A 12417-nucleotide genomic window follows, 5' to 3' on the forward strand; every position below is an offset into this window, starting at 1 on the left:
CGTCTGGCGGTAGCCTCGCAGCCTTCGCTCCGCGGACAGGCGTTTGCGGCGTTCCGTTACGTGATCGGGTGTTCCGTCAGGCGTTCCGTCGGTGTTCCGTCGCGCGTTCCGTTCCGTGGAACGAGGGTCGGCTGTCGGTCGCGGCCGGGTCGCGGGGGCTGGCACGATGAGGGCATGACGACGGACGAAGCGACCCTGATCATCCGCGACGTGCGCCCCTGGGGCGGTGCGCGATCGGACATCCGGGTCGCCGACGGTCGCATCGTGTCGGTGGTGCCGACGTCCGCCGACCCGTCCGACCCCGGAGCCACCGTCGTCGACGGGCGCGGGCAGCTCGCGCTCCCCGGGCTCGTGAACACGCACGCGCACGTCGACAAGAGCTGGTGGGGCCACGAGTGGGAGCCCTACGGCGGCGAGGGCGGGACCCAGGGGCGGATCGCCCACGAACGCGCCCGTCGTGACGCGCTCGGCATCCCGAGCGAGGGCGTCGCGACCAGAGTCCTGCGCGAGGGGCTCCGCACCGGCACGACCCGGGTCCGCACGCACGTCGACGTCGACCTCGGCGTCGGGCTGCGGGGGATCGAGGCGGTCCGGGCCGCTGCCGCAGCGCTCGACGGTGCGGTCGAGGTCTCGATCGTCGCCTTCCCGCAGGACGGCGTGCTCCGGCGGCCCGGCGTCCTCGACCTCCTGCGGCAGGCGGCGCTCGCAGGGGCCGACCACGTCGGTGGGCTCGACCCGTCCCTGATCGACCGCGACCCGGTCGGGCAGCTCGACGGGCTCTTCGCCATCGCCGCCGACACCGGGTGCGGCATCGACATCCACCTGCACGAGCCCGCGGAGCTCGGTGCGTTCTCGTTCGACCTCGTGCTCGACCGGGTGGAGCGGCTCGGGATCGCGCCGGGCAAGGTGAACATCGCGCACGGGTTCGCGATCGTCGACGTGGGCCCGGTGCGCCGTCGTGACCTGCTCGCACGGATGGCCTCGCTCGGGGTCACGATGACCACGGTCGCCCCGGTCCGGATGCGGCAGCTTCCCCTGCACGAGTTCGACGAGGCCGGTGTGCGGTTCGGCTTCGGCACCGACGGCATCCGTGACCTGTGGAGCCCCTACGGCGACGGCGACCTGCTCGGCATCGCGTGGCAGTACGCCCGGGCTGGCGGGATCGTGCGGGACGAGGACCTGGTGCGTGTGGTGGAGCTGGCGTCGCGGGACGGGGCACGGTTCGTCACCGAGGAGCAGCACGACCTGGTGGCCGGGGCGCGTGCCGACGTGGTGCTGCTCGATGCGGAGAACCCGATGGACGCCCTGGTGCGCCGGGTGCCGCGGTCGTTGGTCGTCGCCGGTGGGCGGGTGTTCGACCCTGCGGCGCTCGCGCAGCGGCCGTGGGAGTGAGCGCGGCCGCGGGGGCGTGCCGGGGGCGTGCACCAGTTTTGCGACAGGACACGACGGGAACGACGCGTGGATCGTCGTGAAGGTGGTGGGAGCCGGGCGCGCGGCGTGGGGCGGGCCTCCCGACAGGTGGCGCGCGACGCATGAGCCGGGAGCGCGGGAGCCGTCAGCCTCGGTAACCGACCGCTGCGACGGCCGCCGTCAGGCGTGCCGGCAGGTTCGCGGGCACCTCGGCGGGCAGGGCGTCGAGCGGGAACCACCGGACGTCGTCGCTCTCGTCACTGACGGTGGTGGTGACGGCAGGGTCGACGAGTGCGACGAAGCCGACGTCCCAGTGCGCGGCGCAGGAGAACCCGCCGTGCAGGTCGTGGCGGTCGAGGTCGGCGACGGCGGTGTCGAGGAGCTCCAGGTCGGCGATGCCGGACTCCTCGCGGGCTTCGCGGCGTGCCGCATCGGCGAGTGAGGCGTCGGCCGGTTCGAGGTGCCCGCCGAACTGCACCCAGAAGCCTCCCTTTCGGTGCAGGCAGAGCAGCACACGGCCGAGGTCGGGGGAGAACACGAAGCACGACGCCGTGAGGTGCTCGGGTCCGCCGTCCCGGTGCAGTGCCGATTCGCCGCGCTGCGCGACGAAGGCTCCGAAGGCCGCGCGGTGCGGGTCGGCGGTGGCGGCGAGGTCAGCGGTGACGGAGTCGAGCAGCACCGGACCATCCTCGCAGCGGTCGGGTGCGAGCGCGTGCGGGCGAGCGTGTGCACCCGCACCCGCCGCGCGCACCCGCACCCGCCGCGCGCACCCGCACCCGCACCCGCACCCGCACCCGCACCCGCACCCGCACCCGCACCCGCACCGAGCGCGCTCACACCAGCGCCTGCACCCCCGCCACGACCGTGTCCCACACCTCGAGCAGGGGCCCGCGCGCGAGCCACACCGCCCCGGCGTTCACGAGCACGAACAGCACGAACCAGACCCCGGCGGGCACCCGCATCTCGGCGGCCGCGATGTGGAAGTCCGTCTGCACCCGGGCCCCGGTGAGCAGCCACCGTGCGACCTGCAGCACCGAGCGGAGGCCGTCGACCACGAAGAACGCCCCGACCGCGGCGACGACGAGCACGGTGGTCTCGGACGGCCGGAGCGCCACCCAGAGGGCGAGGACGTCGAACCCGACCACGACGAGCAGCCCGAACCAGTTCCGGACGAAGACGAGCGCGACGAGGCCGATCACGCCGAGCACTGCGACCGGCAGCCACCGCGAGCCGTTCAGGACTCCGGTGACCAGGAGCACCCCGGCCCAGAGTGGTGCGCTGTAGCCGGCGTAGAGGTTGAGGATCCGGACGGCCCAGCGGATGGCGCCTGGGACCCGCCCGAGCTGCACCCAGGCCTCGCCGGAGCCGTCGGGGTGCAATTCGATGCGCTGGATGCGTCCGCCGAAGGGCACGACGGCGATGGAGTGGCCGACCTCGTGGGCGATGGTCGCGGCGATCCTGGCGACCCGTCCGACGACGGGCAGGAACGGCAGGACGGCACCGACGACGAGGGCGACGAAGACGAGGGGCGGGGCTGCAGTGGTCAAGTGACCAGCATCGCAGCCCCGCCCGGGGAAGCACCTCGGCGAACCGGGGAAGCACCCCGGCGAACCAGGGGAGTGACCAAGAGGGTCAGGGGGTGACCGGCATGAGCACCAGGACGACCAGGACGGCCGTCGCGACGATCGCGAGCGCGGTGAGGACGGCGAGGAACACCGTCAGACGGTTCATGCGGTTGTGCCTGGCTATTCGACCGTCACCGACTTCGCGAGGTTGCGCGGCTTGTCGACGTCGCAACCGAGCTGGAGGGCGAGTTCACGGGCGAGCATCTGCAGGGGGACGACGGCCTCGAGCGGACCCCACGGTGCCGTCGCCGAACCCCAGGCCAGGTCACCGGCACCGCGACGGCCGAGCGCGGGGATGTCCGTACCTTCGCCACCGATCGTGATGACGAAGCCGCCGCGGGCACGGACCTCGGCGATCGCGGCCTGGATCTTCGGTTCGCCGTGGTCGATGACGACGACCGGGGTGCCGTCGTCGACGAGTGCGAGCGGACCGTGCTTGAGCTCCCCGGCGGGGTACGCCTCGGCCCAGCGGTAGCTGAGCTCCTTGAGCTTCAGGGCGCCCTCGGCGGCGTACGGCAGGCCGGCGCCGCGTCCGAGGAACAGGAACCCGGTGGCCTCCTTGACGCTCGACACGAGCAGCGGCATCCGGTCGGCAGCGACCTGGGTGGCGTGGTCGATGCGCGCCGGCAGGTCGGTCAGTTCTGCGACGAGGGCCGCGGCACGGCCGGTGTCGATGCGGCCCGAGGCGACCATCGCGGAGATCATCGCGGCGACCCCGACGACGACCTGCGCCGTGAAGGTCTTCGTCGCGGCGACCCCGATCTCCGGTCCGGCGTGGCAGTCGAGCACCGCGTCGGCGCGGCGGGCGAGGGAGGAGTGCATGTTGTTCGTGAGCGCGAGGACCGGGTGGCGGTCCTCGAACCGGTCGAGCGCACGCAGCACGTCGGCGGTCTCGCCGGACTGGCTGATCGCGACGACGAGGGTGTCCGGGCCGAGCACGGCCTGGTCGGCCTCGCTGGCGACGACGATGTCGGTGGGGACGCCGCCGATGCCACGCAGGGCGGTGGCGATCACCTGCCCGGCGTTCAGGGACGTGCCGCAGGCGACGATCGCGAGTCGGTGGAACCCGGGGAGCCCGAGGCCGACCCACATGCTGCCGTCGGCGGTGCGGCGGGCGACGCGGTCCAGGATCGTGGCGACGACGCCGGCCTGCTCGTCGATCTCCTTCGCCATGTGGTCGGGGTGGTCGCCGAGGTCGAGCGCGGTCGCGGCGAACGGCGACGGGGTGGGGAAGGGGACGGGGACGGTGATGCCGTTCGACGACCACGTCCAGGCCTCGCCGAGCTCGACGACGTCGCCGTCGCGGAGGGCCACGAACGTCTCGCACCACTCGGCGATCGCACCGATGTCGCTCGCGACGAAGTCACCGCGGGCGGACCGGGCGACGACGAGCGGGGAACGGTCGGCAGCGACCACCATCCGGCCGTCGCGGGCGTCGAGGACGACGATCGCCCAGGATCCCTCGAGCTGCGCGGTCGCGATCTGCACGGCGAGCATGAGGTCGGGGTCGACCGCCAGGGCACGTTCGACGAGGTGCGCGATGACCTCGGAGTCGACCTCGGACCGGAACCGGTGCCCCTGCGCGGTGAGCATCTCGCGCAGGCGGTCGGCGTTCTCGACGATGCCGTTGTGCACGATGCTGATCCGGCGGGAGCAGTCGGCGTGCGGGTGGGCGTTGACCTCACGCACGGCACCGTGCGTGGCCCATCGGGTGTGCCCGATGCCGACGCCGGTCAGGGCGTCGCCGGAGCGCGCCGCGACGAGCGTGCGGAGGTCGCCGACCCGGGAGACGGACCGGATGGTCTCGGTCCCGCCGGTCGCGGTCCGCACGGCGATGCCGGCGGAGTCGTAGCCGCGGTACTCGAGGCGTTCGAGTCCGTCGAGCAGGTAGGGCGTCGCGTCGTCAGACACGCGAGCCGCGATGATGCCGCACATCGGCTGTCCCTTCGGGTGGGGAACGTGGGGGAGTGGAACAGGGGGTGGAGCGGTGACGGGTGGTGCTGGGAGGTCGGCACCGACCGCCGTCGGGTTCTGCCGCGCGTCCGGGTCCTCCGCCCCTGACCGGCGCCCGTCCTCGGATCAGGCGAGGACGGACGGCGGGGCTGTGGGGCGTCGGGTCGGGTACCGGACGGGGTACCGCGGGCTGTCCCCCTGAGGGGTACGGCGGTCGGTGCAGGAGAAGCCTCACCCGGCCGCGCCGCCACGGCAACAGGCGTCGTCGCCTCTTGCGGTTCCCCGCGTGCGGGGCGGTCCCGCGGTGCGGGCGCGTGCGGACTCCCGCAACCACGCGCAGACGGGAGGCCCGGTACCAGCTGGTACCGGGCCTCCCGTCCGATCTGTGGTCGCGTCCTCCTACGTCAGGAGCGCGACCAGGTGCGAGCGCGAACGCGCGCCCACCTTGCGGTAGATCTGCGTCAGCCGCAGCTCCACCGTGCGCTGCGACATGAACAGTGACGACGCGATCTCCCGGTTGCGGTAGCCCTCCGTCACCTTCTGCACGACGGCGCGCTCCTCTGCGGTGAGCGAGGTGAGCACCGCCGAGGCGTCGGGCGCGCTCCGGGGCGTGCCCGGCATCGACGCGGACAGCACCGGTGCGGACCGGAGCGAGGACACGGAACCGAACTGCGGCATCGCGACCGTCGGCGCCGGCGTGGCGAGCGGACGGCGCATGCCGGCCGCCTCGTACGCCGCCGCGGCAGCCGCACCGAGACGCGGGCGCTCGGCGGGGTTGCCCACGGCCGCGAGGGCCGCGAACGTCCGAGCACGCTCGAACTGCGAGTCGTGCGGCTGGAACAGCTCCAGTGCCCGACGGCGCGCGGTGTCCCTCGTGGTGTCGTCGGCGACGAGCGCGAGGCTCCTCGCCAGCACGAGCGCACCCCAGCGACCGGGACGGGCGTGGTGGTCCGCCGCCAACCGTGCGGTGATCGCACGGGCGTCGTCGATCCGACCGAGCCGGACGTAGGCCTCGACGAGGTCACCCAGGTGCCGGAGCACGGCGGGGTTCCGCAGCGAGCGACCGATCGCGTCGGCGGCCTCCAGGGCTGCCGCCGCCTCGTCCAGCCGGCCGTCGAGGAGCAGGACCCGGCCGCGGAGTGCGTGCAGCTTGGCCGTCGCCCCCCACAGTCGGCTCGTCGAACGGTGCTCGAGGCACCGGTCCACGACGTCCAGCGCGTCGACCGTGCGACCCTCGGCGAAGTGCCGCCAGGCGATCGCGATGGCACGGGACGGCTCACGGAGCCGCTCGACCACCGACGAACCGGCTTCCCACACGTCGATCGCGCGGAGCGCCTGCCGGAAGTTCCCGGAGCGCACCTCGTTCTCGGCGGTCAGGTAGCGCGCCGCCTCGGTCCACACCGCAGCCGTCTCGGAGCCGCGAGCGAGGACGAGTGCGAACACCCGACGCGCGCTGCGGTACCGCTCGGCGATGCTCAGCGCGTGTGCGAGGAGCAGCAGTGCGGGGTCGGACATCACGAGCAGTTCGGAGGTCGCGAGCCCGTCGTGCAGCTCGGTGTCCGGCGGGAGGGTGCCGTCGACCGCCGCGATGAGCTCGCGAGCAGTCTTCGTGATCTCCAGCGTGTGCGTGGACGCCGACGCCTCGAGCGGCTCGACCCGGCGCAGGAGGTCCTTCGCCTGGTCCAGCTCCCACGCCTCGGCACGGAAGCACGCCACCATGGCCATCAGCCCGGCGACCGCGTCGACCTCGTCGGCTTCGGTCGTGTCCACCGGCACGAGGAGTTCGTCCGCGTGCACGGCGTCGCCGCTGAGGTACTGCGTCGAGTACTGCAGGCGCAGACGACGCACCTCGTGCGGCATCGACCGGAACGGCCGGAGCGCGGCGAGGTACCGCGCCGCGAAGCCGAGCAGCCGGTTGCCGAGGAGCGCCTCGGCGACCCCGAGGAGCGCCACGTGCTCGTCCTCGGTGCCACCGCCGATGTGCAGGGCACGCTCGGTGAGGGCGATCGCGGCGTCCGCGTTGCCACCGACCGCGTACGACCGTGCGGCCTGGAGCAGCGCGACCACGTCGGGGACGTCGTCGACGAAGCTCCGGTGCCACGCGGCTGCGCGCGGGTCGGAGTCGGCGCTCGCCGTGGCCAGCGCGGTGTGTGCCGCGCGTCGGTCACGGGCGGGCATCCGCCAGTAGAGCGAGGACCGGACCAGGGGGTCCCGGACGGTCACGCTCTGGCCACGCACGGTCGCGAGGCCCGCTCCCACCAGGTCGTCCAGCTCGTCGCGGTCCCAAGCCGTGGTCTTCGCGACCGGCACCAGGGCGAGCTTCGCGAGGACGTCCAGATCGCGTCCCGCGGCGGACCCGAGTGCGAGTGCCGCGACGGCCTCGGTCGTCGGGGTGGGTCGGAGGGGGAGCACGAGCGGCTCCGCTCCGGTGAGCTGCTCACGGCTGAGGACCGCGAGCTGTTCGCGGAGTGCTCCCGGGTTGCCCCCGGTCTCGTCCGCGAGGACGGCGAGGACGCCGTCGTTCGCTTCCTCGGGTGCCATGGCACGGGCGAGGATGAGTGCCTCGTCCGCGGGCAGCGGTTCGATGCGCAGCGCGGGGAGCGCGGCGAGCGGACCGTCGGACGGAACCCGGCGGACCGATGCCACGACGCGCAGGGCGGTGCCCGCGAGTCGGCTGGCGAGGAACGCGATGAGCTCCTGGCTCTCGACGTCCATGCGGTCGAGGTCGTCGATCAGCACGAGCGTCGGCGGCAGGGTGAGGGCGTGCACGGCGTCGAGGAAGTCGTGCGCCGCCGCCAGACCGGCCGTCGCCGCGACCGTGGTGGAGCCCGCCTGCAGCAGGTGGGCGATGTGTGCGGTCGCACGGGGGTCGTCGAGTGCGGTGAACAGGGAGGTCACCCCGGCCAGTGGCCAGCGGGCTTCACTCCCGTTGACACCGACCCGGACGACGGGGAGGGAGACGCGGTTCGAGACCGCGTCGAGGACGCTGCTGCGTCCGGAACCAGGGTCGCCGACCACGACCATCGCGGACTCCCGAGGGAGTACAGCGAGGGTCGCGATCCGGTCGACCTCGAGACGTCGACCGGTGAGTCCCATGACTCACCGGCCTCCGGGCCCGGAAGCGGATGCGGAGAGGTCGTCGGCGAACGCTGCGTTCGCGTCGACGGGGCGCTGTGAGGCGGACCGGACTGCTGCACGGCGGGTGACCGTGGTGGAGTGCGGACGAGTGGCGGCGAAGGAACGCGCGCCGGAGCTGTCGTGGATTGAATGCGGTCGACGAGTGAGGGTGCACTCGGTTCCGCTCGGGAACGATGATGTCATCGTCTGTATCACCCCTCGGGTTAGGGTCTTCGGACGAACACGGCCGGTTGCGCACCTGCACTCGGGTCTAGGGAACCCAGGTGGCTGCGTGACCAGCCGCATGAGCACGATAACTCAGGTCCTGGCCCGCTTGGCCGACTGGCGCAACCCGATGTCGCGCCGGGTGCCCCCAGTCCGGGGGGCCACGAGGGGGGTGCGTCACCCGGCCGGGGGTGATCGGGCCGGACGCCGGTCCGCGGTGTGGTACAGAACCGGGGTACGCCGGTGTCCGCGTCTCCACGAGCCGCACCGGTGTAGGACGGACGGTGATGTCCACCGCTGACCCGTCCGCCACCCACCTCGACGACCGCACGCGGTGGCGGGCCTTCGCCGTCTGCGTCGCGGTCGCCGCCCTGACGATCCTCGACCTGTCGAAGGTGAACGTCGGTCTGCCGTCGATCGAGCGCTCGCTCGGCGCGACCAGTTCCTCGCTGCAGCTCATCGTCGCGGGGTACGCGCTCGCGTTCGGGCTCGCCCTGGTGCCCGCCGGGCGGCTCGGCGACCTGAAGAGCCGCCGTGCCCTGTTCATCACCGGGCTCATCGCGTTCACCGGATCGAGCCTGCTCTGCGCCCTCGCCCCGACCATCGAGGTGCTCATCGTCACGCGCATCCTGCAGGGCTTCGCCGCCGGCACCCAGATGCCCCAGGTGATCGGCCTGGTGCAGCAGCTCTTCCGTGGTCCGGAGCGCGGCCGGGCGTTCGGTCTGTTCGGTGCGATGATCGGCATCTCCACCGCGCTCGGCCCCACCATCGGCGGCGGCCTCATCGCGATCGGCGGCGAGGAGTCCGGCTGGCGGCTGCTGTTCTGGATGAACGTCCCGCTCGGCATCGCCGCGCTGCTCTTCGCCATCAAGCTCCTGCCGAAGGGCAGTCAGGGTCAGGCGCGGGACAAGGAGCTCGACATCGTCGGCATCCTGCTGCTCGGTGCGGCGATCGTCACGCTGATGCTGCCGTTCGTGCTCACCACCGGCGCCGGCGACTCCGGGACCCGGTGGCTCTGGCTCATCGCGTTCGCGGTGTTCCTCGGACTCTTCGTCGCCTGGGAGCTCCGGTACAAGCGCCGCGGGAAGTCCCCGGTCGTTCACTTCGAGCTGTTCCGACTGTCGTCATACCGGAACGGGCTGTCGATCGTGGCCGTCTACTTCGCAGCCCTGCCGGCATCGTTCCTGATGGTCACGCTCTACCTGCAGGAGGGCCTCGGGCTGTCCCCGCTCTCCGCCGGCATGGTGAGCATCCCGTTCGCCGCGACGAGCGCCGTCGGGTCGTACGTCGGCGGACGCATCGTCGACCGGGTCGGGCGGGCGCTCGTCGTCTTCGGCCTGTTCATGGTCGTCGTCGGCTTCGTGCTGCTCATGCTCGCCGCGGTCCTGACCCCGCCGGAGGTCACCCCGTGGGCGATGGCCGGGGCGTTCCTGGTCGGGGGGCTCGGCGGCGGGTTCGTGGTGTCCCCGAACCAGACCCTGACGCTCGCGGAGATCCCGGTCGAGCAGTCCGGGGTCGCCGGGTCGATGCAGCAGCTCGGGCAGCGGGTCGGGACGGCGATCGGCACCGCGGTCGCGACGAGCATCTTCTACGGGATCGTGCGGGGCTCGGCCGGCGACGGCGGGGCAGGAGGCGGCGGCAAGCTCGACGCCTACCACGACGCGTTCCGGAGCGGCACGACGTTCACGGTGTCCCTGATGGCGCTCGCGCTGGTGCTCGCGGTGGGGGACCTGGTGGTGCGGCGGCGCGCGGCGCGGCGTTCGGAGTCGGAGCGCTCGAAGTCGCGCTAGCGGCGGAGTCGCTGCCGACCGGGTCGCGTCAGCGGCGGATGATCTCGACGACGGCGTCGTGGACGAGGCCGTTCGTGGCGAGTGCGCTGCCGTGCCACGGGCCCGGGTCGCCGTCGAGCGAGGTGAGCCGACCGCCGGCCTCCTCCACGATGGGCACGAGCGCGGCGATGTCCCACGGCTTGAGGTCGGGCTCGCCAGCGATGTCGAGGACCCCCTCGGCCACCATCATGTACGACCACATGTCCCCGTAGGCCCGGGTGCGCCAGACCGTGCGGGACAGGTCGACGAGCGACTCGAGCCGGTCGTCGTCGTCCCACTGCTGCAGGCTGTTGTAGCTCAGGCTGGCCTCGTCGAGGTCGGAGACGCCCGACACGCGGAGCGGTCCGTCGAACGAGTGCGCGCCCTCGCCCTGCGCGGCCCACCAACGTTTGCCGAGCGCCGGCGCGCTGACCACGCCGAGCACCGGTCGGCCGTCCACCGCGAGGGCGATGAGCGTCGCCCAGACCGGGACCCCGCGCAGGTAGTTCGCGGTGCCGTCGATCGGGTCGACCACCCACTGGCGGTGCCCCTCGCTGACGGCCTCGGCGCCGGTGTCGGCCGTGGTCTCCTCACCGAGGAAGGCGTCGTCCGGACGTTCGGCCGCGAGCCGCTCGCGCAGCGCCCGCTCGACGGCCTGGTCGGCGTCGGTGACGTGCGTGCTGTCCGCCTTCTTCGACACGTGCAGGTCGGCGGCACGGAAGCGCTCGAGGCTGATCGCGTCGGCGGTGTCGGCGAGGGAGCGGGCGAAGTCCAGATCGGCGCTGAGGTCCACGGTCGTCAGCGTAGCGGGGCTACGCCGCGACGACCTCTTCCTCCTCGAGGCGGCTCACCTCGCGCTCGCGGGCGATGCGGGTGCGGCGGGCGACCAAGCCGTGCACGACGACGCAGAGCAGGACCGCGGCGGCCATCCAGAGCCCGAGGACGAGTGAGGCCCGACCGAGCGACGCACCGGGGAAGTACTGCAGGTCCTGGGCAGCCTGCAGCCACGCGGCGCCGCTCCAGAAGGTGTGCAGCCCCGCGAAGAACCCGGGCTGGAACGCCGGCTGGAAGATGCCGCCGGAGGACGTGAAGTTCAGCATCACGAACAGCATCGTCAGGACGGGTGTGGTCCACCGGCCGAGGATCGGGTGCAGGCCCACCCCGATCGCGATGATGATGGCGTCGTACAGCCAGGCGAACAGGAACACCTGCCACTGGTGCGTGGTGATGACGCCGTAGATCGGTCCGGCGATCACGATGCCGATCCCGGCGACCACGCCGGCGGTGGCGAGGCCGATCACGGCGGTCCACACCGCGCGGAGCTTCGTCGCGACGGCCGCCACCGCGATCGCCGAGGCGTAGCCGCCGACGCTCAGGGCGACGAGCAGGAAGAACAGGCCCTGCCCGGTGGTGTCCTGGTCGCCGGTCGGGACGACGTCGACGACCCGGAACGGCACGTGCTGCTCGTACGCGATCGGCAGGAAGATCTTCTGCGCCGCGGACGCGGTCGTCTCGGACGCGGCGGACGACACGTAGAGGGTCGCGCCGGTCGTCGTCGGGGCGTACACGGCGGCGAGCTCGCGGTCACGGACCTGCTGCTCGGCCGCCTTCGTCGACGCGACGACGTGGGCGACGAGCGCACCGTCCGACTGGTCGGTCACGGTCTGCGCGAACACCTGGCTCGCGGCACCCTGGCCGACGATGCCGACCGGCAGGTCCTTCGGCGCCGGGGCGTGGAATGCGCCGAGGTAGGCCAGGCCCATGCCCGCCGCCAGGAACAGCGGCACGAGGATGTGCGTCGCGAAGGTCAGCAGGACGCGACCGAGGCCGGCCGGGCGGAGGACGCCGTCGAACCGCTGGGGTCGGGGCGTGACCGGGAGCTTGTGGGTGGGGGAGTGGTGCGCGTGCGACGTCGTTGTCGTGCTCGAGGACGGGGCGTCGACAGCGGGGGTCGGCGCAAAGTTGTACTTTGCAACTTCTGACACGAAGGACAACTGTACAACTCCGATGCGCATTTGTCGACGCCGGCCCCGAGTCGAGGCGTCGTCCGGTGCGAGGTTGCCCACTCCGTGCGAGGCCCGCGGGCCCGCACGGAGTGCACAACCTCGCACCGTTCACGCGCCACCTCGCACGGTGCGAGGTCTTCACCTTGCGAGGGGTGCACCGTGCGAGGCCCCGTGGCCGGGGTGGTCACGACTCACCGCGCGAGGCGCCGCTGGCCGGGGTGGTCACGACTCACCGCGCGCCGATGCCCGAGCGGTCACGAACGGTCGGGTGCC

General features: G+C 72.7%; 8 protein-coding genes. 2 read left to right on the forward strand and 6 right to left on the reverse strand.

What is annotated here, in order from left to right; genetic code table 11:
* The first annotated feature begins 174 nt into the window (after positions 1 to 174).
* A complete protein-coding gene (locus EDF19_RS17155) occupies positions 175 to 1392 on the forward strand; it encodes an amidohydrolase family protein (RefSeq protein ID WP_123682072.1) in 1218 nt (405 codons plus the stop codon).
* 163 nt (positions 1393 to 1555) lie between these two features.
* Here EDF19_RS17155 and EDF19_RS17160 read toward each other — a convergent pair whose 3' ends face one another.
* The 4 genes from EDF19_RS17160 to EDF19_RS17180 all read right to left on the reverse strand — a co-directional run bounded on the left by EDF19_RS17160 (position 1556) and on the right by EDF19_RS17180 (position 8084).
* Positions 1556 to 2089 (reverse strand): NUDIX hydrolase, encoded by a 534-nt coding sequence (locus EDF19_RS17160; protein ID WP_123682073.1) that lies wholly within the window; start codon positions 2087 to 2089, stop codon positions 1556 to 1558.
* Positions 2090 to 2243: 154 nt separating this feature from the next.
* On the reverse strand, positions 2244 to 2957 hold the full coding sequence (locus EDF19_RS17170) for a M50 family metallopeptidase (protein ID WP_123682074.1): 714 nt from the start codon (positions 2955 to 2957) through the stop codon (positions 2244 to 2246).
* 198 nt (positions 2958 to 3155) lie between these two features.
* Positions 3156 to 4970, reverse strand: a complete 1815-nt coding sequence (gene glmS / locus EDF19_RS17175) for a glutamine--fructose-6-phosphate transaminase (isomerizing) (RefSeq protein WP_123682075.1) — start codon at positions 4968 to 4970, stop codon at positions 3156 to 3158.
* Between the two features lie 417 nt (positions 4971 to 5387).
* Positions 5388 to 8084 carry a LuxR family transcriptional regulator gene (locus tag EDF19_RS17180; protein ID WP_123682076.1) on the reverse strand — a complete coding sequence of 899 codons (2697 nt, stop codon included), beginning with the start codon at positions 8082 to 8084 and terminating at the stop codon, positions 5388 to 5390.
* Between the two features lie 533 nt (positions 8085 to 8617).
* On the opposite strand from EDF19_RS17180, the gene EDF19_RS17185 reads away from it, so the two are divergent.
* Positions 8618 to 10120 (forward strand): MFS transporter, encoded by a 1503-nt coding sequence (locus tag EDF19_RS17185; RefSeq protein WP_123682077.1) that lies wholly within the window; start codon positions 8618 to 8620, stop codon positions 10118 to 10120.
* Between the two features lie 28 nt (positions 10121 to 10148).
* Here EDF19_RS17185 and hisN read toward each other — a convergent pair whose 3' ends face one another.
* Together hisN and EDF19_RS17195 are read right to left on the reverse strand one after the other, a co-directional pair.
* Complete coding sequence (hisN, locus tag EDF19_RS17190) at positions 10149 to 10931, reverse strand: histidinol-phosphatase (protein ID WP_123682078.1); 783 nt, start codon at positions 10929 to 10931, stop codon at positions 10149 to 10151.
* A gap of 19 nt (positions 10932 to 10950) precedes the next feature.
* Positions 10951 to 12123 (reverse strand): hypothetical protein, encoded by a 1173-nt coding sequence (locus EDF19_RS17195; protein ID WP_123682079.1) that lies wholly within the window; start codon positions 12121 to 12123, stop codon positions 10951 to 10953.
* Positions 12124 to 12417 lie beyond the last annotated feature (294 nt).

It is taken from the genome of Curtobacterium sp. PhB115, assembly GCF_003752025.1.
In the GTDB taxonomy this organism is placed as follows: domain Bacteria; phylum Actinomycetota; class Actinomycetes; order Actinomycetales; family Microbacteriaceae; genus Curtobacterium.